The organism is Galbibacter sp. PAP.153 (assembly GCF_037029175.1).
In the GTDB taxonomy this organism is placed as follows: Bacteria; Bacteroidota; Bacteroidia; order Flavobacteriales; family Flavobacteriaceae; genus Galbibacter; species Galbibacter pacificus.
Map to the genome: position 1 here is coordinate 23,287 of NZ_JAZEUN010000029.1, position 22,014 is coordinate 45,300.

The 22,014-nt window shown below is 36.7% G+C and carries 20 protein-coding genes and 1 pseudogene; 8 read left to right on the plus strand and 13 right to left on the minus strand.

The genetic code is table 11. The features are described 5' to 3' along the window. Positions 1 to 68: 68 nt before the first annotated feature. Both UXI14_RS16065 and UXI14_RS16070 read right to left on the minus strand, forming a co-directional pair. Positions 69 to 2,072, minus strand: coding sequence for a fumarate reductase/succinate dehydrogenase flavoprotein subunit (locus UXI14_RS16065; protein WP_277900495.1), 2,004 nt, complete (start codon positions 2,070 to 2,072; stop codon positions 69 to 71). Between the two features lie 12 nt (positions 2,073 to 2,084). Further along, the gene (locus UXI14_RS16070; protein ID WP_335966996.1) at positions 2,085 to 2,744 is read right to left on the minus strand and encodes a succinate dehydrogenase cytochrome b subunit; all 660 of its coding nucleotides are present in this window, start codon (positions 2,742 to 2,744) and stop codon (positions 2,085 to 2,087) included. A 462-nt stretch (positions 2,745 to 3,206) separates the two neighbouring features. Between UXI14_RS16070 and UXI14_RS16075 the strand changes: the two genes are divergently transcribed. Next, complete coding sequence (locus UXI14_RS16075; RefSeq protein WP_335966997.1) at positions 3,207 to 4,502, plus strand: aminopeptidase P family protein; 1,296 nt, start codon at positions 3,207 to 3,209, stop codon at positions 4,500 to 4,502. 199 nt (positions 4,503 to 4,701) lie between these two features. Then, positions 4,702 to 5,481 carry an alpha/beta hydrolase gene (locus UXI14_RS16080; protein ID WP_277900492.1) on the plus strand — a complete coding sequence of 260 codons (780 nt, stop codon included), beginning with the start codon at positions 4,702 to 4,704 and terminating at the stop codon, positions 5,479 to 5,481. 291 nt (positions 5,482 to 5,772) lie between these two features. Here UXI14_RS16080 and thiL read toward each other — a convergent pair whose 3' ends face one another. The 9 genes from thiL to UXI14_RS16125 all read right to left on the minus strand — a co-directional run bounded on the left by thiL (position 5,773) and on the right by UXI14_RS16125 (position 13,552). After that, positions 5,773 to 6,828: a thiamine-phosphate kinase gene (thiL, locus tag UXI14_RS16085; protein WP_335967013.1), complete on the minus strand. Its 1,056-nt coding sequence runs from the start codon at positions 6,826 to 6,828 to the stop codon at positions 5,773 to 5,775. Positions 6,829 to 6,991: 163 nt separating this feature from the next. Continuing rightward, entirely contained in the window at positions 6,992 to 8,515 is a 1,524-nt protein-coding gene (locus UXI14_RS16090; protein WP_335966998.1) for a glycosyltransferase family 39 protein, read from the minus strand. Between the two features lie 213 nt (positions 8,516 to 8,728). Next, positions 8,729 to 9,223 (minus strand): hypothetical protein, encoded by a 495-nt coding sequence (locus tag UXI14_RS16095; protein ID WP_335966999.1) that lies wholly within the window; start codon positions 9,221 to 9,223, stop codon positions 8,729 to 8,731. A gap of 31 nt (positions 9,224 to 9,254) precedes the next feature. Next, entirely contained in the window at positions 9,255 to 9,668 is a 414-nt protein-coding gene (locus tag UXI14_RS16100) for an OsmC family peroxiredoxin (RefSeq protein WP_335967000.1), read from the minus strand. An 87-nt stretch (positions 9,669 to 9,755) separates the two neighbouring features. Continuing rightward, positions 9,756 to 10,607 (minus strand): AraC family transcriptional regulator, encoded by an 852-nt coding sequence (locus tag UXI14_RS16105; protein WP_335967001.1) that lies wholly within the window; start codon positions 10,605 to 10,607, stop codon positions 9,756 to 9,758. Between the two features lie 115 nt (positions 10,608 to 10,722). After that, a complete protein-coding gene (locus UXI14_RS16110) occupies positions 10,723 to 11,484 on the minus strand; it encodes an SDR family oxidoreductase (protein ID WP_335967002.1) in 762 nt (253 codons plus the stop codon). 79 nt (positions 11,485 to 11,563) lie between these two features. Next, a complete protein-coding gene (locus UXI14_RS16115; protein ID WP_335967014.1) occupies positions 11,564 to 12,124 on the minus strand; it encodes a Crp/Fnr family transcriptional regulator in 561 nt (186 codons plus the stop codon). 232 nt (positions 12,125 to 12,356) lie between these two features. Next, a complete protein-coding gene (locus UXI14_RS16120; RefSeq protein ID WP_335967003.1) occupies positions 12,357 to 12,668 on the minus strand; it encodes a hypothetical protein in 312 nt (103 codons plus the stop codon). Next, positions 12,665 to 13,552, minus strand: coding sequence for an EamA family transporter (locus UXI14_RS16125; protein ID WP_335967005.1), 888 nt, complete (start codon positions 13,550 to 13,552; stop codon positions 12,665 to 12,667). The genes UXI14_RS16120 and UXI14_RS16125 overlap by 4 nt, the downstream gene beginning before the upstream one ends. A 103-nt stretch (positions 13,553 to 13,655) precedes the next feature. Here UXI14_RS16125 and UXI14_RS16130 point away from each other — a divergent pair, with 103 nt between their 5' ends. Further along, positions 13,656 to 14,258, plus strand: coding sequence for a CGNR zinc finger domain-containing protein (locus UXI14_RS16130; RefSeq protein WP_335967006.1), 603 nt, complete (start codon positions 13,656 to 13,658; stop codon positions 14,256 to 14,258). 493 nt (positions 14,259 to 14,751) lie between these two features. On the opposite strand, the gene UXI14_RS16135 is transcribed toward UXI14_RS16130, so the two are convergent. Together UXI14_RS16135 and UXI14_RS16140 are read right to left on the minus strand one after the other, a co-directional pair. Then, complete coding sequence (locus UXI14_RS16135) at positions 14,752 to 15,354, minus strand: hypothetical protein (RefSeq protein ID WP_335967007.1); 603 nt, start codon at positions 15,352 to 15,354, stop codon at positions 14,752 to 14,754. A 12-nt stretch (positions 15,355 to 15,366) separates the two neighbouring features. Continuing rightward, complete coding sequence (locus UXI14_RS16140) at positions 15,367 to 16,863, minus strand: hypothetical protein (RefSeq protein ID WP_335967008.1); 1,497 nt, start codon at positions 16,861 to 16,863, stop codon at positions 15,367 to 15,369. A 580-nt stretch (positions 16,864 to 17,443) separates the two neighbouring features. Here UXI14_RS16140 and UXI14_RS16145 point away from each other — a divergent pair. The 5 genes and pseudogenes from UXI14_RS16145 (at position 17,444) to sufD (ending at position 21,999) form a co-directional block, all read left to right on the plus strand. Continuing rightward, positions 17,444 to 17,773 (plus strand): iron-sulfur cluster assembly accessory protein, encoded by a 330-nt coding sequence (locus UXI14_RS16145; protein ID WP_335967009.1) that lies wholly within the window; start codon positions 17,444 to 17,446, stop codon positions 17,771 to 17,773. A 55-nt stretch (positions 17,774 to 17,828) separates the two neighbouring features. Beyond that, positions 17,829 to 18,143, plus strand: a pseudogene (locus UXI14_RS16150) (four helix bundle protein); the annotation flags it as partial. 48 nt (positions 18,144 to 18,191) lie between these two features. Beyond that, a complete protein-coding gene (gene sufB / locus UXI14_RS16155; protein WP_335967011.1) occupies positions 18,192 to 19,637 on the plus strand; it encodes a Fe-S cluster assembly protein SufB in 1,446 nt (481 codons plus the stop codon). 95 nt (positions 19,638 to 19,732) lie between these two features. Beyond that, positions 19,733 to 20,485: a Fe-S cluster assembly ATPase SufC gene (gene sufC, locus UXI14_RS16160; protein ID WP_277900482.1), complete on the plus strand. Its 753-nt coding sequence runs from the start codon at positions 19,733 to 19,735 to the stop codon at positions 20,483 to 20,485. 197 nt (positions 20,486 to 20,682) lie between these two features. Beyond that, a complete protein-coding gene (gene sufD / locus UXI14_RS16165; protein WP_335967012.1) occupies positions 20,683 to 21,999 on the plus strand; it encodes a Fe-S cluster assembly protein SufD in 1,317 nt (438 codons plus the stop codon). Positions 22,000 to 22,014: the final 15 nt, after the last annotated feature.

Below are 22,014 nucleotides of genomic sequence, written 5' to 3' on the forward strand. Positions count from 1 at the left end.
TTGAGTATTGAGTATTAAGTATTGAGTATTGAAAGTTAATCTAACATCTCATATCTCACTACTTATATCTATTTATAACTTCTCGTTTTAAGCTCAATATTTTTATATTCCAAATTTTCTTTATGCAATACGGCATCGCTTGGAGCTCCTTTGTATTCCCATGCGGCTACATATTTAAAGTTCTCGTCGTCACGCTTGGCTTCTCCTTCTTCGGTTTGATATTCTTCCCTAAAGTGACCTCCGCAAGATTCATTTCGGTGTAAAGCATCTTTGGCAAACAATTCTCCTAATTCAAGAAAATCGGCTACGCGCAATGCTTTTTCCAGCTCGCTGTTTTTACTATTGGCAGAACCGGGAATCAATACATTTTTATGGAAATCCTCGCGAAGCTCACGAATTTCGGTAATTGCTTCCTCCAAGCCTTTCGCATTTCTGGCCATTCCACATTTGTTCCACATAATCTTACCGAGTTTTTTGTGGTAATGGTCTACAGAATGTTTTCCTTTATTGGCAACCAGTTTTTCTATTTGATCTTTCACCGCTTTTTCGGCAGCTTCAAATTCGGGAGATTCTGTTGATATTTTTCCGGTTCTAATGTCCTGCGACAAGTAATCGCCAATGGTGTATGGTAACACAAAATAACCATCGGCCAGACCTTGCATGAGTGCAGATGCCCCTAAACGGTTTGCGCCGTGATCGGAGAAGTTGGCCTCTCCGGCGGCGTAGCAACCAGGAATGGTGGTCATTAAATTGTAATCTACCCAAATTCCGCCCATGGTATAATGCACGGCGGGATATATTTTCATGGGTGTTTTGTACGGATTCTCGTCCACTATTTTTTCGTACATCTGGAAAAGGTTCCCATATTTGTTTTCAATTACCTTTTCGCCCAGTTCCCTCATTTCTGTTTCACTGGGATTGTGATTTCCGTGAATGGCGGCCTGCTCTTTTCCATAGCGCATAATTGCCGATGCAAAATCTAAAAACACGGCTTCTCCTGTCTTGTTTACGCCAAACCCGGCATCGCAACGTTCTTTGGCGGCCCTGGAGGCCACATCGCGGGGAACAAGGTTACCAAAAGATGGGTATCTTCTTTCAAGGTAATAATCTCTATCTTCTTCGGCCAATTCGGTAGGTTTTAATTTTCCTTGACGGATGGCTTCTGCATCTTCTTTTTTCTTAGGAACCCAAATTCTACCATCGTTACGAAGGGATTCTGACATCAGTGTTAATTTTGATTGATGATCTCCTGAAACGGGAATACAAGTTGGGTGGATTTGCGTGTAGCACGGGTTGGCAAAATAGGCTCCTTTTTTATGTATTTTCCAAGAAGCGGTTACATTGCTTCCCATGGCGTTTGTAGAAAGGAAAAATACGTTTCCGTACCCTCCCGATGCAACAACCACGGCATGTGCTGCATGGCGTTCTATTTCTCCGGTTACGAGGTTTCTTGCAATGATCCCTCTGGCTTTTCCGTCAACAATAACCAAATCGAGCATTTCGTGGCGGTTATACGATTGTATTTTACCACGGTTTATTTGTCGGTTCATCGCGGCATAGGCGCCCAATAAGAGTTGTTGGCCCGTTTGTCCTTTAGCATAAAAAGTTCTGGAAACCAATACACCACCAAACGAGCGGTTATCTAGCAACCCGCCATATTCGCGGGCAAAGGGAACACCTTGCGCTACACATTGGTCGATTATATTGGCAGAAACTTCGGCCAAACGGTATACATTGGCCTCACGCGAACGGTAATCGCCTCCTTTTACCGTGTCGTAAAACAAGCGGTAAATAGAATCGCCATCACCTTGGTAATTTTTTGCGGCGTTAATTCCCCCTTGGGCGGCAATAGAGTGCGCACGGCGTGGCGAGTCTTGATAGCAAAATGTCTTTACATTATAGCCAAGCTCTGCCAATGTTGCTGCTGCCGAACCTCCCGCCAATCCGGTTCCAACAACAATAACATCAATGTTACGTTTATTGGCCGGATTTACCAGGTTGATTTTATTTTTATGATTGACCCACTTATTAGCTAAATCGCCTTGTGGTATGTTTGAATCGAATACTGCCATAACTACCTCTTTTTAATGATTGAAATGATGGAAAAGTGCAATGAAAATAAATCCTAATGGAATGATAATCGCAAAATACTTTCCAAAAGTTTTAAGTGCCGGCGTGAACTTGTTGTTAAACCCAACCGATTGAAAAGCCGATTGAAATCCATGAAGCAAGTGCAATGCCAATAATACAAATGCAACCACATATGCGCCAACCCGTATTGGATTGTGAAATTTTTCCACCAATTCATGATAATACCTAGTTGGATCTTCTGGATTAAACTGAATGTATTTGTAATTCAATTCCGGTAACCAAAAATCAATAAAATGAAGTACGAGGAAGGCTAAAATAACCAAGCCGCTATAAATCATGTTTCTCGAAACCCAAGTAGTATTTGTGCTTCCCTTGAAACTGGCATATTTTATGTTCCTGGCTTTTTTGTTCTTTATTTCAAGGATAAAACCCATAACAAAGTGAAAAACCACAGCAAAAATCAAAATGGGTTGCATTACAAACTGTATCAAGATATTGGTTCCCATAAAATGAGACAGTTCATTAAAGGTATTTTCGCTGATTACAGATGTGAAATTGATAATAAAATGCTGTAAAAGGAAGATTAATAAGAATATAGCAGAAAGTGCCATGGCAACTTTTCTGGCTATTGTTGAATTTAACATTCCGCTCATTAGAAATAATTTATTTTAATTCGTACAAAAATACAGCACGAACAAATTATTAACAAACTTTCGTTTCTGTTTTCCCTGCAATTTAGAATGAGTATAAAGTAGGGTTTGTAAAAAGTTGCTATTTAATATGAAATTAGAATGTTCTATCAGTTTATTGTTTTTTCCTGACCTAAGCTTTTTACTGAATTTGAAAATTAAATAGATTATATCGACTGCAAAGAGTATCGTTATTATTTGTCCTATGATGATTTCTGTTTTATCTCTTAACTGTGTAATAGTTGGGAAATGCCAAAATAAATTTTTTAATCGCCAACCATGCAAATGTTTTTAGGGGCGCATATAAAACTTATTAACAAGAGCATTTCCATGCTTTGTTAAATTACATCAAACTTTAATCGAAGTTTAACATCAAAACTTTCTATTCTTACTAATTTTGTCGAAATTAAAAAGTAAAATAAGGATATGAAATATGATTTGATCGACAGCAACTTATTTATAAAGAACCGTCAAAAATTTATGGCACAAATGAAATCAAAAAGTATTGCGGTTTTTAATTCCAACGATATATATCCCATTGGAGCAGACAGTACCATGCCCTTTCAGCAGGCCAGGGACTTATTTTATTTAAGTGGCGTAGATCAGGAGGAGAGTATTTTGGTGCTTTTCCCCGATGCCCATGAAGCAAAACATAAAGAAGTGTTGTTTGTTAGGGAAACCAACGAGCATATTGCAGTTTGGGAAGGCGAAAAGCTAACCAAAGAAAAGGCCCTGGAAGTAAGCGGGATTAAAACGACGTATTGGCTAAAGGAATTCGACAAAATTTTTTATGAATTAATGACCGAGGCCGAAACAGTTTATTTCAATACCAACGAACATTACCGCCAATCGGTTGAAACAGAAACACGCGAAGACCGATTTATAAAATGGTGCAAAGATAAATTCCCGGCTCATAAATGGGAAAAAAGCAATCAAATTTTACAAGAATTACGTGGCAACAAAGAGCCTCAGGAGATCAAGTTAATGCAACAGGCTTGCAATATTACCGAAAAAGCATTTAAACGGGTGTTGCAATTTACAAAACCCGGCGTTTGGGAATATGAAATTGAGGCGGAGTTTATACATGAATTTACTAGAAACCGATCTCGTGGATTTGCTTATACGCCCATAATTGCCTCTGGAAACAATGCCAATGTGTTGCATTATATCGAAAACAAAGCACAATGCAAAGAAGGAGAATTATTGTTGATCGATGCCGGAGCCGAATATGCAAACTACGCAAGCGATATGACACGGACTATTCCCGTAAGCGGAAGGTTTACCGATAGGCAAAAGCAAGTATATAATGCAGTACTTAAAGTAAAAAAGGAAGCAACAAAAATGCTGGTGCCCGGTACCATGTGGAAAGAATATCATGAAGAAGTTGGAAAATTAATGACTAGTGAATTGTTGGACCTTGGTTTGTTGGACAAAGCCGATGTGCAAAATGAAAACCCCGATTGGCCTGCTTACAAAAAGTACTTTATGCATGGCACGAGCCATCATATCGGGTTGGACACGCACGATTATGGCCCATTAAAAAAACCAATGAAAGCCAACATGGTATTTACTGTAGAACCGGGAATATATTTACCAGATGAAGGTTTTGGTATCCGTTTGGAAGATGATATGGTAATTCAGGAAAGCGGAGAACCTTTCAATTTAATGAAGAACATTCCTTTGGAAGTTGAAGAAATTGAAGAATGGATGAAAAATAAGTAGTAATTAAGGGAAGAGTGATTTGGAAAAGGGAGTAGGAAGGAACGATTGCTGTAAGAGGTGTTTTTAAAATAAGCTAAAAACACCTCCTTTTGGGGATTAAATTTCTATCCTCTAACACCAATGTTCCGCAAAGAGTTCAAAGTTTTATAATTTAACGATTAACAATTAACAATAGACTAATTCCAAATCCCTAGTCATTATGATGCTAAACTACAAAGGAACTTCTGTTTTTTATGAAGATGCGGGGCAGGGCCCGGCAGTGGTTTTGTTGCACGGATTTTTAGAAAACACGACTGTTTGGGATTCCCTGAAAGAACAATTGCTTATGCGTTATCGGGTAATTACAATAGACCTGTTGGGGCACGGAAAAACAGGATGTGTTGGTTATGTGCACACCATGGAAACAATGGCCGATGCCGTAAAAGCAGTGATAAACAAGTTAAAACTGCGCCGTATTTCATTAATCGGGCATTCCATGGGCGGTTATGTGGCCCTTGCCTATGCCGAAGCTTATCCAGATGAAGTAAAAGCCTTGATTTTGGCCAACTCAACGGCAAGTGCCGATTCGCCGGAAAAGAAAAAAAACAGGGACCGGGCCATAAAAATGGTTAAAAAAGATTATAAAAGTTTTGTGCGGATGGGAATTTCCAATCTTTTCCGCCCCAAAAACAGAAAGATTTTTTCTGAAGAAATCAAGGAGCTTAAAAAAGAGGCACTTAAAACACCGGTCCAAGGAATAGTTGCTGCATTGGAAGGGATGAAAATCCGTAAGGACAGAGAAATATTACTTCACTTTACACCCTTTGCCAAAATGATGATTATCGGTAAGAAAGACCCGGTATTATTATATGAAGATTTAAGGGCACAAGTTCAAAATACTGACATGGAAGTGGTTGAATTTCCAGATGGGCATATGAGTTTTATTGAGAACAAATCGCAATTCATCGATAAAATCAAAGTTTTTTTGAATAATATTTGATTTTTATTGGAAATATACATAAGTTAATACCGCCCATAAATTACATAACCTATGAAAACCTCAAGATCTACGATCAAGAAAGCTGTGTGTTCCATGTTTGGACATCGCTATGTGGTGTCGAAAAAAATCACTCCACACATTACTGAATATCAATGCAAAACATGTAAGTGTGAAATCACTACCACCGAAACCGGTCATTTAGACGTGTTGACGCCCGAATTAAAGGAAATCAACGAAACATTGGCTAAATTTTATCGTAAAAGGCACGCCTTGCAGTCGGTTGCATGATTTTTATGCTTGATTGCCCTTAAACGAATTCCAGCCACGTGCTTGAATCGCAATTTTGGTATTGGCGCGTGTTATTAAATGCATGCCTTCCTTTGCGTCGGTCATGTGGCCAATAACCGTTAAGCTGGGATTTGCCTTTATTTTAGGGTAATCGTCTTGCGAAATCGTAAAAAGCAATTCGTAATCTTCCCCGCCGCTTAATGCAACCGTGGAACTACTTATGTCGAATTCTTCACAAGTCGAGATAACCTGTGGATCCAGTGGTATTTTGTCTTCATGCAAGTTACAACCTACATTGGATTGTTTGCAGAGGTGGATAATTTCAGAAGAAAGCCCGTCGCTAATATCAATCATGGAAGTTGGCTTTACTTCAAGTTTTTTCAATAGTTCGGGAATATCTTTTCGTGCTTCCGGTTTTAGTTGCCGTTCAATAATATAGGTATATTGGTCTAGGTCCGGTTGATTTTTAGGATTTACCTGAAAAACCTGTTTTTCGCGTTCCAAAACCTGTAAGCCAAGGTAAGCACCGCCCAGATCGCCTGAAACTACTAATAAATCGTTGGGTTTGGCTCCATTTCGATAAACAATATCTTCTTCGTTGGCTTCGCCAAGGGCGGTAACCGTAATAAGCAACCCTTTGTTGGACGAAGTAGTGTCGCCGCCAACAAGGTCAACATCATATATATCGCATGCTAATTTTATTCCTGCGTACAGCTCTTCTAGAGCTTCCAGCGGAAAACGGTTGGAAATAGCAATGGAAACCGTAATCTGTGTTGCCTTTGCATTCATGGCATACACATCTGACAGGTTGACGATAACCGATTTATAACCGAGGTGCTTTAAAGGCATATAGCTTAGGTCAAAATGCACGCCTTCCACTAACAAATCTGTAGTTACAATGGTTTTTTTGCCTTTAAAATCGAGTACGGCGGCATCGTCTCCGATTCCTTTTACGGTGGTTTTGTGCTTTATGCTGAAATTTTTGGTAAGATGGTCGATCAAACCAAATTCCCCCAAATCGGAAATAGATGTGCGCTGCGGATTTTTATCTTCTATCATGCTGCAAAGATAGGCAAAGTTGTAAAGTTGCATGGTTGAAAGTTTGTAAAGTTGAGAATGGATAAAAGGTGGAATGCCTTAACCGCAACAACATGCTATATTGTATAACAAACAACTAATTTCAGGATCTCGATTCAATCATTTAATGAGGAATAGCGTATTCTCATTCAAATATCCTGTCTTGAAACTGTTCTTTTAATTCATCAAAAGTCTGTTTGGGGCTTTTACAAATAAAGATAGTCTGATATAATTTTTCTTTTTCATCCGCATAGGGATTATATACAGATTTTACCGGGATGATTTCTTCAAAATAACGCTCATAAAAATCCTTTCCATTCAGGTCTCCATCACGTAAAGCAATGGTTGTTAAGGGCATCTCTCCGCTAGGCAACCAACTATAGAAACTTCCATGTAATGAAAAGGCATTGGGCAGGCCGTACTCTTTTCCATACAGGCTTACCGCACCGGCCTGTCTGTAATGTTTGCCCCAGATAAGGGCACTTTTCTTTTCCATTTCGGGAAGGCTGTCATACACCTGTTTTAACGCCTTAAGCGTTTTGCTCCACTTTTCATTTGAAAAGCGTTCTTCAAACCGCACAGCATATCGTCCGCCTGTTACCTCCTTTTTTTCATAAGGATAGGTTTTTTTCAGATAATGTTTTAACGAAAAAACCGGCATTCCAAATGGGATGAGAAATATCCCCAAACATAGGAATAGAGTCAATGGATAAATTACCCACTTTCTTTTTGTTAATATTACATTTTCCCAAAAAACACCACCGAATGGCAAAATTGTAAGTAGGACCGGATAGAAATAATATCCTTTTCCTTGACTTAAGGACAAAAGTACAACTGACAGCAAAATCGAAAGCACGGCGGGTCTATATTTACGCATCTGAGCATGAAACATAAAAATAAACCCTACCCCCCAGACCAACAATGTCAAGGGATTTAATGATATAATAAAACGCGTAAGTACTGGTATTGGTTCCAATTGGTCCAACTGGGTCTGGTAGAGCCGATCGAACATTTTCAGGACAGGAAAGTCATTTTTATACTGCCAAATAATATTTGGGCTTATCACTAAAATGAATACGAGAATATGCCACCAGAATTTATGCCTGTACAAAGCTTGCCTTGTTGTTTTAAATATAAGGAGGGATAAAACTCCGAAAATGAAAAATACGGCATCATATTTAGTCAAGAAAGCCAATGCTGTACCAAGTGTCAAAAACCATAGGTGTCTTCTTTTAAGATAGCAGACATATTTAAGGAGAAAGTAAAAGTTTAGCACCCAAAAGAATTGGCTGAAAACCACGGGCTGGAATAGTTGTTGCGAACGCTCAAACCCCGGAGCAATAATGATACAAAGGAGGACCAAAAAAACAGCTTTTGCCTTTCCCCCCAATTCGAGAACAATTTTTGAAACCATTATCATTATTGAAATTGCCGCAAGATGAATAAATATATGATTAACAAATACGGAACTGGATTGTAGCAGGTTTTGTAAAAAAGCCAAGAGGGCAATTAATGGTGGGAACTCCATAAATCCAAAGGCAAGGTGGTTTCCCGTTTCTATGTGCAATAATTCATCCCCCTGATATCCTGAATTATAATCTGCTATTAAATGAAGTGTCAGTTTGATTACACAGAAAACAATTACAATAAATAGGGGTTTTTTAGCCATCTGTTAATTTGGTATGATTTTATGAATTTATGCACATAGATTTAGATTAACGAAGTTACGGGATTAAAATGAATGTTTTTCGATTTAGGATTGCCTTTATGTTCCGTTTGAAATCACAGCCCATCTTATTACGGCTTGCAATTTTTAGGTTTACCCCATGTTTCTTGATTTGAAATATAAAATGTTTGTTGGAACTTCTGTAATGGAAATAAGTTACTGATGTCCTTTCTTGTTTAACTTTCTTTGTTGTTTAAATTGGTGGACAGAACCAATTATAAATAGAACGAAAAGCACAAGAAGCGTTTTCCCGATTAACGGGTCTGTTGGTCCGTTAGCTAATGGCCGTCCAACGGGAATACGATTAAGCGTCTCGTTAACCGTTGGTGCCCAAGATAAGAAAAAGCTAAAGGACAGAAGGAAATTTTCCATATAACGAAACCTGTTATTTCCTGTTTTTTTAGCGTGTAGGTAATAACCTGCCAATACCAGCACTACAATGAATAAGGCAAATATATGCCCGGGGTTAAAGCCCCCATGATTAAATATGCCCAATGCTGTTAATGACGTTACAATTGTTGTATAGAAGTATATCTTACCAGTAATATGTGTTAAATTTACTTTACCAAACCGTGCATAAGAAATAACTGCGGCAATAATGGCAATGATGCCTATGAACGTATGAAAAATACCTAAATTAGATAATCCCATTTTTTTCTGTTTTAAATTAATATTGGTTTTATTATACTAAACTTGCCTCTGAACTTATAGGTATTTTTAATGCCTGAGAAATCAAGCAGTTTTGCTCTGCTTCTTTAGCGATGGTTTCAAATTCCTCTGTACTTATCCCTGGAACGGAACCTGAAATTGAAAGATGAATTCTGGAAATATTAAGGTTTTCCATCGTTAAAATGGCTTCCGTATCCAATGATTTGGGTGATAATCCTTTCTCTGTTAGTGCAAAACTAACGGCCATAGTAAAACATCCTGCATGTGCTGCTGCCAACAATTCTTCTGGATTGGTTCCTTTCTCTTCGCCTAAGAAGCGGGTTTTAAAGCTGTAGTTTGTTTTGTATAATGTTTCAGATTGTGTTGTTAAATCTCCTTTGCCTTCTTTTGCATTACCTGTCCAATGTGCTTTTGCTGTACGTTTCATTTCTTTTTAATTTTTATATTATAATGCCATTATTGACAATACAAAGGTTAAAAAGATTGAAAGAGGGGATTTAGAGAATCAGTTCAATTATTTGTCAATTTGGTTCAGGCGATAATTAGTGGGCGTACTATGGAATTTATCGTTAAAACTTTTGGTGAAATTTGCCAAATCATTAAATCCACAATCAAAAGCAATGTCAGAAATACGTTGGTCAGAAGCCAAAAGGAGTTCAGCTGCCTTTTCAAGTTTTTTGTTCCTAATATAATTTGCAGGGGTGTCATTGTATAATTTTGTAAATTCCCGTTTGAATGAAGAAACGCTCAAGTTGGTTTGTTGTGCTAATTTTTCTACCGTCAATTGAGAAAAAAGATTTGCTTCAATAATTTGTTTGAAAGTATAGGTTCTCGGTGAAAAAAGTTGAGATAATATGACCTGTATGGTTTCTGCTTCTTGTGTTTGCGATAATAGGAGGATAATTTCCTTCAACTTCAAAACCAGAACTTCGTCATTGACAAGAGAAGGGTTTTCAAAGTAAAAAAGAAGACCTTCAATATATTTTTGAATTAAGAAGTCATTATTGACCTTTCCGCTCGACTGATTGGATACTTTGATGCTAGGCTGCAATATCAAGGGAATTTCTCTATTGTATATCTTTTTTAAAACATCTAAATGGAACGTGACAATCACGACTTCACAAAAGTTTTTTGCATCGGAATGATGTATTTGCTTGCCAGATTTAACACAATTTAAAAGTAATGAGTAATTAGTAGGAACACCAATCTGTATGTCATCCATTTTATACTGAAACGCTCCTTCTCTTACAAACAATAAGCAAGCTTGCTCATTAACCGGAAATTCATATTTAAAGGGTGGCTTTAATACAATTCTTTGAATGAGCGATTTCCCAAACAAATCAAATTTTTTATAACTGTTTATCATATCGATACCATTTCTGCATATCTTATTCTACCACAAGCTTAAAGATGTTTCTTTGAACTACTTTAACCCAAAAGTTAAAGTTAATGTTTTTTATTACCCATTGTTTATCCTTTTCTTACCAAGGAATTTCGCCTCCCTCAGGATTGGTTTCTTCACAAAAGAATTTTCCTGTAACACCGTTATTGTCAATTAAGGCATATTTAATAATGCGTTTTCCGGCATCTTCCACAGTTTCTGTTCCGCGATGATGGTTGAAATCTGTCTTGGTGAAACCGGGGCTTATAGCGTTGATTTTGAAATTCGTGTCTTTCAGTTCATATGCCAAATTCACAGTGTACATATTGAGTGCCGATTTTGACGATAGGTAAACTACCCCTTTGTGATTGTAATATTTATAAGTTGGGTCGCTATGTAAAGTAATAGATCCTTGACTTGAACTTACCATGACAATTCTTGGTTCATCCGATTTTTTGAGTAAATCCAAGAATGCTTGTGTAACTCTAACAACACCATAAATATTGGTTTCGTACACTTCTTTAAAAATCTCAATACCTGTATTTTGCGATGTTTGAGGAATAAAGTTCCCGCTCTCGTCAATTTTTACTCCGTTAATTCCCGCGTTGTTGATTAGCACGTCCAAAACACTTGTCTTATTACCGATTTCCATACGTGCACTTTTTACAGAAGCATCATCGGTCACATCAATCTGAACGACTTCTACATTGTTGAGCCCTTCTGATTTTAGTTGTTTTACGGCTTCTTGTCCGTTTTCCAAATTTCGGCTTCCGAGATAAACGTAAAATCCTTTTTGTAATAATTGTCTTGCTGTTTCAAAGCCGATGCTTTTGTTCGCTCCTGTTATGAATGCTTTTTTCATTTTTTTGTTGATTTAAATTAATACTGCAAAGTTGCTTCAACTAAAAATGAAATCATTTACCATTTGGTAAAAAACGATTTTAACCGATGTTTTTTCTTATCCTGCTTAATGACTGTTGTGTAATTCCTAAATAGGAAGCAATATATGAAAGGGGGACCCGATTGACAAGTGTTGGAAATTTTTCTAAAAATGTCAGGTAACGTGTTGTGGCGTCTTCTGAAACCAACGAACTTCTTCGGTCTAATTTTTCCGCCATTCCTTTTTGAAATATTTTATGTGTAATTTTATCCCACCCGACAATTGTGTCAGATAGGTCGTCCCAATCTTTTTGGGGAAAAACGATTAATTTACAATCTGTAACAGCTTGAATGTATTCTGTCAATGGCTCGCCTTTGTACGGATTTGAAAACAAGTGGTTTTCGTCAATGAAATACTTTGTGATTTCATCTCCTTTTTTATTGTAATAATAGATGCGCAAAATACCTTTCAAAATAAAAACGACTTGGTTAAACGTGCTTCCCGCTTCTACAAAATAGTCGTCTTTGAGAAGTTCCGTTTCGGTTGCTTTGCTGGAAATTAGCCCGATTTGCTGTTTGTTCAAATTGCCAAACTGCAATATATACTCTATCAATTCTTGCATAGGTCTAAAGGTAGCAATCATTTATTTTAATTGATTTACCATTTGGTAAAAATGGCTTTTTTTAGTTGATATTATTTGAAACTTTTTCTAAGTTCCATCGGCAGTATGTGAAGCCTTTCCTAAAAACCGATATTCCCTATGGTTCTTATTTTAGACTGTATAGCCATCCAATATAGAGGTTTATAGGGATAAGAGCTTGGCATATAAATAAGTTAGTGTCAAGCTAAAAAAACTACGTTTGTTTATGGTTTAGAACCTCATAATGGGTGACAAATGGTTCAAATTCCAACAGGAATTTTTTGTCATCCTCATAATACCTGGCTTTTTCATAGTCTTCCCCGGCAAATTTTTTGATGGAATCATAACTGTCCCAATAAGACCAAGTATAAAAATGAGTTATAACATCCTCATCCCTTTTTAGAAGTTTAACGCCTTGGTTGCCTTCTACTTCGGCATAATCCTTTAAGCCGGTTTCCAATAAGTATCCGTGATATTTTTCGGATTTCTCTTTTAGCACTTTACCGTGCCACATTCTTGCAATCATAATTTTTGAGTTTTTGATTTATATATATTAACAATGAGTGTTCCTATGAATATGAGGGTCAAGGCAACTATTTTTTGATTGGTTACATCCTCCTTGAGGAACCACCAGCCAAGAAAGACGGCCACGGCCGGATTTATGTAGGTATAGGTTCCGACCACTATTGGCGGCAGTACTTTTAAAAGCCAGACATAAGCGGAGTAAGCCACTAAAGAACCTATAATTATCAGATAGGCCAATCCCAAAGCGGATTTTGTAAAGGATATATTTGTACTTGTCGGCATATCTTCTCCTATACATATACTTGTTGCAATTGCCAATACCCCCACAAATATCATTTGAATGGCCACTACCATAAGGATATTGTTTTTAAATGAAACATATTTGGAATAAAGCGAGCCAATCGAAAAACATAGTACGCCACCTATTGCCATGATCAATTCCCTGAATGTGCCATTATTGGAAGTTTTATCCCAAAAAAGGATCAATACGCCAAAAAAACCAATAATCAGTCCGGCAATGAGTTTAAAATTTGGCAAATAAAATTTCCAATTATTCCTATCCATAACAACAAGCCAAACAGGTAATGAAGCCCATATTATGGCAATAATTCCGGTGCTCAGAAATTGACTTACCCATATGACCGAACCCGAACCAAGGAACAATAGAAAGAATCCCGCTAGACAAATTTTTAATATATCCTTATCCGGAGGGATTTTGATTCGCTGCAATAGACACCAACCAAAGAATATCGAACCCGCCAGAAAGAAACGGATGCCAGCAAGCATAAAAGGCGGGAAATGCTCCAAGGCAACAGCGATTGCCAAATAAGTGGAGCCCCAACCCAAGTATAGAGCCAATAACGCAAGTATCACTTTAAAGTCCATTGTTCTTTGGAAATAAATTCTGAAACCTTATCTTTACCATTAAAGATTAATTAGATGGTAAAAATACAATTTTTTACTGTTAAAATGTATTTTAAGAGTAAAAATGAATAAAATTAATAATATGAGATTTGATGGGGGAAGGCTTTGTCTGGATTTTGTGAACACCATTCATGATAGATTTGATGTACCCCAGAGAGATTATTTGAATTCAATCGATGACTTGCTGGATTGGGCTGTCAAAGCAGAGATTATTAATGTAGAACAGCGTGAATCTTTAAAAGGAGAGAATCCCAAGGATATCGACTATGCCAATAGATTTTTGAACAGAGCGATTGATCTACGTGAACTCCTACATTCCATATTCCTGGCAATCTCCCTCAACAAAAGTGTGGATAGTGTAGATATTGAAATATTTAATAAAGTGGTTTCAAAATCTTTCTCAAAGTTGTGTATTGAGCAAGAGCAGAAGGTATTTATAACTAAATGGACAACCGGGGCAGGGGAATTGGAAAAAATTTTGTTGTCCATTACAAAAGATGCCTATGACCTTCTTCTGCTGAACTTGCCGGATAGGATTAAGGAATGTCCCAAATGTGGTTGGCTTTTTTTCGATAGTTCAAAAAACGGCAGGAGAAAATGGTGCAGTATGGCCACTTGTGGCAGTCAGCATAAGGCCAGTCAATGGTATCAGAGGAATAAACACTAATATACAAAATAAATCGGCGGAATATTAAAAGATAAAGTCGGTAAGCAACAAGGGCGGTCATTTCACAAAAGGTGTGAGAAATTAAACCAATGACAAAAAGGAGAAATAATCATAAATGACCAATAATTAGGGAAGGGGCAGTGTTTTTTAAGAGCTATTTTGTTGGGGTGGCAGGCTGCCAAAACCGACAATTATATTTCTTAAAATCAATGAGTTATCCTAGTTTTAAATAATCGGGTAACCGAATAGGTGACTCAAATGACACTGAACTTTCTTATTGTAATGCTTTATCACAAAAGCGGTGCAAATGTAATTAGGTTTTTTAATAAAACAATAGAAAGGGAGTACTTTTTAAACTAATTAGATTAACTATCTGTTATTCAATATATTTTATTTGAACATAAAAAACTTGACTTTAATTCTTCTTTAAGAATAATTTCATGCTTTTATTACATTATATACTTGCAAAACCATTCTTCTTAAACGAGAAAAATTAATCTTCTGTGTAAATTAATGCTGAACAATAGTATTTCCATATACTATCATTCCTTTTATAAAATTTAAGATCTAAACCTTTGGAAGATTCAACATAAAACAAAGATATGTCTTGTTCTCTATTCAATATAGGGACTGAGATTTTCAGAGTTGAATCATCCTTGATTTTAATTAGTTTAGCATTCTTTATTTTATTCTTGTCCCATTTTATTGATATATTCGGCTTTGATTTCATATCTTCAAGATCCCTATAACCCAAAAAGTCTTCAATTTGGGGCTTTATATATATTCTAGCTATAGAATCCTTATAATCAGTATTTAATTTGCCTAATGAGGCCATAGAATCTATTTTTTTTTTGCCAATTAAATAATCATTTTCATTCATATGATTTATTAATGGTTTAACTTTATCAAAATCATAATCATCATTTTTATATGACATAAAATAAATCTCTTTAACCTTATTGTCTTTAATGTAAGCATTTATGATATCATAAATATTTTTGGTTTCATTTTTGTCATTTTCATTAAAAACCTGAGAATTCTTGCAAGAGATTATTAAAAATGATATCGAAATTAAAATTACTTTTACTTTACTCATAATAATAAATAGTTAATTGCATCTTATTCCTTTGGCTTGACTGGTTGATTTATAAATAGCGTTTCCTTCAGCTCTATTCGCATTTAAAATAGCTGTTTTTTTGGATCCAGATAATTTATTATAAGCATCTGTTGAAAGCAATCCTCCAGACCAAGCCAAATTATTATAATATTCTTGAGATTGCTTATGGTTATCCCAAGCTGCCAACGAATACCCCAAGGCTTCAACATATTGTGACATAAATGTATGTTCTGCTATATTGCCATTCCCATACTTGCTATAATATGTATGCAACAATGATGCTGTATTACTAGTATAATTATTTTGTAATACATAACCTAAATAGGCATGTAAGGATTCATGAATAATAGTCCTGGCCAATGCAAGTTTGGTTGCATTCTTTATATAATCGTCATCTATTGTAATCGTCATTATAAATCCACCATTTCCATCCGACTCCCGCAATGTTTGAGCATTTTTAGCAGCTCCATTTGAATCAGTACCAGCTTCTTTTACTAGAAATTTAATCATATATTTATCCGAATTATCGAATATATCTAATATTATTTGCGATAAATGACTTGCTCCTTCACTACCAAGAATATCAGGGACTACGCTTACATGTTTGTCTTTTAGTTTCAATTGACCTATTATTCCATCAATACAGGGTGAAGCAGATGAGTCAACTATGACGTCTTTTGGATGGTTACTACCACTACTTCCACTTCCATGATTTAAGTTAGGATCATCCACATGATGGTGTACATAACTGCCTACCGTAGGTTCTGGATCATTAACAGGTACAGCTATCCATTTGGTCTTTGTGCCATCATATGTAGAGTAAGAATAATCCAACCTTCCACCTTCCCGTACATTGTAATGATCGGTATAAGTGCTTACGGAAACAGTAATATATGTCACGGTTGTTCCATCTTCGCAAAAAGGGTTGTAACCTCCGCAAACTTTTGGCGCCTTTGATTGTAAGGTTACCTTACCCTGCTTCTTATTTATAAATTCAGTCATTTTCAAACCATCTTCATAACTTTCAATCTTCTTTACATTGCCCTTTAAATCATAAAAATACAAAGTTCCAGTAAATGACGTAGTATTGGAAATAGATAGATTATTTGGCAATATGCTGTCTTTTACGGATAAAAATTCCAAGAGAGTGTAATTCCAGTTGGACAGACTGTCTTTTTCAGCCAGTAACTTATATAATTGGCCCCATTTTTGCTCATTGTCATATAGTGTACTTGATGATTTAAGGGATGTATTGTACAGGTATTTATCTTGTCCACTAGAACTGTCAACTTCAGCAATGTATTCATTCCAGTCAACAATAAGATTTTCTTTTACAAATTTGTCGCTGAACTCAAGCAATGAAAATGATGGATGTGACCCTTTTTGTGATAAATCTCCTATATCTTCTTTTTCACAACTAAAAAAGAAGAGGGATAAGGCAATACAGGTTGTAAAAGAAAAATTAATTTGTGAAAATAATCGTTTCATATCATAATAGTTTAGGTTATTATATCAATTAAAGTACATAATAGTTATATATATTACTCATAAAAGTATAAAAAAGGAGTAAATAATCCTTATTAAGGAGTGGAAAGGGAATAATACCCTTTTTTAAAACTTAATATGTCGATTTGGATATATTAAAACCAGATTAGCATAGAACCATAAAGCAATCACTCAATTACAGAGGTCACAACGTTTCTTCTTGAAGATACTCTTTGAATTATATTGGTGCTATTTATAAGCAAATTTTATTTAAGCAGGTTTTAAACTGGACTTTTTCTTTTTTGAAACTGTTTTCTTTGAATAAAACCAAATCAAATTTTAATTGTTCAATACCATAAGTTTTTAGTTTTTTAAAAGAAAAACCCATGTGGTTTTTAATAGATAAGGGCAATAGCATTGACTTTATAATGGTAGTGCAGTACTTATAAGGAAAAAATGTAAGGAATTATCAACAATCATAACAAAAGCCTATAGAAAGATATAATATAATAATGCTTTTGGCTATGGTATATCGTGCCGAATATCTTATTTTTGTAAACTATTTAGAAAGAACAGATTTATTATGATAAAAGTTTCTGAAACAGCGAAAAAGAAAATCGCGGAGCTTATGGCCGACGATGGCTTTAATGTGGCTCAGGACTTTATACGTGTAGGCGTTAAAAGTGGTGGGTGCAGTGGATTATCATATGACCTGAAATTTGATAAAAACAAGGCAGAGGAAGATAAAATGTTTGAAGACAATGAAGTAAAAATCATTGTAGACAAAAAAAGCTTTTTGTACCTAATCGGAACCACTTTAGAGTATTCCGGCGGGCTTAACGGTAAAGGTTTTGTCTTTAACAACCCAAATGCACAGAGAACCTGCGGATGCGGGGAGAGTTTTTCACTTTAGTTTGAAAGTTGAAGGTTAAAATTTTGTAAGGGTTTTATGGTAAAAAGCGAGAGCGTTAAATTCAACCATATATGCAATTACAAACAACCGTGGGTTTTCAGAGAATAAGGGACTAAAGCGACAAATTAGAAGAGTAAGGATTTCTATATCTTCTAACATTGCTGAGGGGTTTGAACGGGAAACAACAAAAGAGTTTATTCGTTTTCTATATATAGCGAAAGCATTTGCAGGAGAAGTATGGTATCAATTGTATTTAGCTTACGATTTGAAATATATTATTGAAGCAGAATTTGAAAAATTAAAATTGAAGGTGAATGAAATAGCAAAGTTAATAAGTGGGTTGATTAAGTATCTAACAATCCTAATTTAGAGAAATAGCTTTGCAACGTTATAAACTTTCAGCTTTATAACTAAAAATATGGCATACACAGAGGAAGAATTAAAAAAAGAGCTCGAAACGAAAGAATACGAGTATGGGTTTTATACCGATATAGAATCGGATACCCTGCCCGTGGGCTTAAATGAAGAGATTGTTCGGGCGATATCTAAAAAGAAGAACGAACCGGAATGGATGACCGATTGGCGCTTGGAGGCCTATCGTGCATGGACGGAAATGCAAGAACCCGAATGGGCGAACGTAAAATATAAAAAACCCGACTTTCAGTCGATTTCGTATTACTCGGCCCCAAAGAAGAAACCGCAATACGAAAGTTTGGACGATGTTGATCCAGAATTGTTGGATACGTTTAAAAAACTGGGGATTTCCATTGACGAGCAGAAAAAACTGGCGGGAGTGGCCGTTGATGTGGTGATGGACTCGGTTTCCGTGGCAACTACATTTAAAAAGACCTTGGCCGAGAAGGGCATTATTTTTTGCTCCATTTCAGAGGCTATTAAAGAGTATCCGGAGCTGGTAAAGAAATATATCGGCACAGTAGTTCCCAAAAAAGATAATTTTTATGCGGCCCTAAACTCAGCGGTGTTTTCAGATGGGTCATTTTGTTACATCCCAAAAGGCGTTCGTTGCCCAATGGAGCTTTCAACCTATTTCCGTATCAATCAAGCGGGAACGGGTCAATTTGAGCGTACATTGGTAGTTGCCGAAGAAGGAAGTTATGTAAGTTATCTGGAAGGATGCACAGCGCCCATGCGTGACGAAAACCAATTGCATGCTGCCGTGGTGGAACTTATCGCGCTTGACAATGCCGAGATAAAATATTCAACCGTGCAAAACTGGTTCCCGGGCGATAAAAACGGAAAAGGAGGTGTTTTTAACTTTGTAACCAAAAGAGGATTGTGCGAAAAAAACGCTAAAATTAGTTGGACACAAGTAGAAACGGGATCTGCCGTAACATGGAAATATCCTTCATGTGTATTGAAGGGCGATAATTCGGTAGGGGAGTTTTATTCAATTGCAGTAACCAATAATTTTCAGCAAGCCGACACCGGAACAAAAATGATCCATTTAGGGAAAAACACAAAAAGCACCATTATTTCCAAAGGTATTTCCGCAGGAAAATCGCAAAATAGTTACCGTGGTTTGGTACAAGTGCAGGGAAGGGCAGAAAACGCCCGTAATTTCTCGCAATGCGACTCTTTGTTAATGGGGAATGAATGCGGGGCACACACATTTCCGTATATAGAAACCAAAAATAAAACGGCGCAAATAGAGCATGAGGCCACCACCAGTAAAATCGGGGAAGACCAGATTTTTTACTGTAACCAACGTGGTATCGATACCGAAAAGGCCATTGCGTTAATTGTAAACGGATTTAGTAAAGAAGTATTAAATAAGCTTCCTATGGAATTTGCCGTAGAAGCACAAAAATTACTGGAAATTTCATTAGAAGGTTCCGTAGGATAAATTTAAGTTGATGATTATGTGGTTATCAAGTTGCCCAAAGCAATACCATAGCAACATAGCAGAAACAACAACATACAATATAACAGAAGAAACAAATGTTAAAGATTGAAAATTTACACGCTAGCGTAGAAGATAAAGAAATTTTGAGAGGGATTAACCTGGAAGTAAAACCGGGGGAGGTACACGCTATCATGGGGCCCAATGGCTCCGGTAAAAGTACATTGTCGTCGGTGATAGCCGGGAATGAAGATTTTGAGATTACCAAAGGAAGTATTAAATTTTTGGGAGAAGATATTGATGCGCTTGCTCCTGAAGAAAGAGCGCATAAGGGCATCTTCTTGTCGTTTCAATATCCGGTTGAGATTCCGGGGGTGTCGGTAACCAATTTCATGAAAACGGCCATAAACGAAAGTCGCAGGGCCCAAGGATTGGAAGATATGCCGGCCAATGAAATGTTGAGGAAAATACGTGAGAAATCAGAATTATTGGAAATCGACCGAAAATTTCTTTCCCGTTCGTTAAACCAAGGTTTTTCGGGAGGCGAGAAAAAGCGTAACGAGATTTTCCAAATGGCCATGTTGGAGCCAAAATTGGCTATTCTGGACGAAACCGACTCCGGTTTGGACATAGATGCGCTCCGCATTGTTTCAAACGGCGTAAACCGATTAAAAAGTAAAGACAATGCCGTAGTTGTAATTACGCACTATCAGCGCTTATTAGAATATATCGTGCCCGATTTTGTGCACGTATTGTTAAACGGAAGAATAGTAAAATCCGGAGGAAAAGAGCTCGCTTTAGAACTTGAAGAAAAAGGATACGACTGGATTAAGCAGGAAGTAGCCGTTTAGGTTTCGGGAACACATAGATATAGTATTATTTTAATATGTGTCACCCTGAGCTTGTCGAAGGGTTTTCCTCAGGCACATTTCAAAATAAAGTGCTTCGACAAGCTCAGCATGACAAGAAAAATTAAATTATAGAACTGAGGTTTTTTAGAGGATTTAGCATTTATCTAACTCCCAGAACTCAGAAACGAAAATTTAGAATGGAATTAAAAGATAAATTAATATCATCGTTTATGGCTTTTGAAAACCGTGTGGACATTGATCACTCGGTACACGATATCCGTACGGAAGCTATAAAAATCTTTGAAGAAAAGGGGTTTCCTACTAAGAAAGATGAAGCGTGGAAATATACATCGTTAAACGCATTGTTAAAAAACGATTACAGTGTGTTTCCAAAGGAAGAATCTGCTTTGGAATTTAAGGACATAAAAAAGTATTTTGTACACGATATAGATAGCTACAGAATTGTTTTTATCGATGGTATTTACAGTTCGCATTTGTCGCAAACCTCACACGAAGGCTTGGATGTATGCATTATGAGTTCGGCATTGACAAAGCCAAAATATCAATTGGTTATTGAAAATTACTTCAATAAAATAGCTAAAAAAGACGATAGCCTTACTTCGTTGAATACGGCTTTTTCAAGGGAAGGCGCTTTTATAAATATCCCAAAAGGAAAGGTGGTGGACAAACCGATTCAAATTTTGCATTTTGCCACTGGAAAAGAATCGTCGCTAATGCTGCAACCCAGAAACTTGGTAGTCGTGGGTGAAAATGCGCATGTGCAGATTATAGAAAGGCATCAAAGTTTAACCGACAATCCGGTGCTTACCAATGCCGTTACCGAAATTTATACCCACAAGCGAGGCATCGTTGATTACTACAAAATTCAAAACGATAACCAAGACGCTTCGTTGATTGACAATACGTATATTTCGCAACAACAAAACAGTCATGCATCAGTGCATACGTTTTCTTTCGGGGGGAAATTAACGCGTAACAATTTACAGTTTTTCCACAAAGGGGAATATATCAATTCCACCTTAAAGGGAATTACCATTACCGAAGACAAACAGCATGTAGACCATAGTACCTTGGTGCATCATGCAACGCCAAATTGCGAGAGCCATCAAGATTATAAAGGTATTTATGCCGATAGAAGTACCGGCGTTTTCAACGGGCGTATTATTGTTGAAAAAGAAGCCCAAAAAACCAATGGGTTTCAGCAGAATAACAATATTTTAATTGATGACAAGGCCACTGTAAACGCAAAGCCTCAATTAGAAATTTTTGCCGATGATGTAAAATGTTCGCACGGATGTACCATTGGGCAATTGGACGACGAAGCACTGTTTTACCTGCAAACCCGTGGAATCCCTAAAAAGGAAGCACGCGCTTTGTTGATGTATGCTTTTGCCAATAACGTTTTGGAAAGTGTGAAAATACCCGAGGTTAAAATCAGGATTAACAAGTTGATTGCCATGAAGCTTGGCGTTAACATTGGTTTCGACTTATAAAATAAAACTGTTATA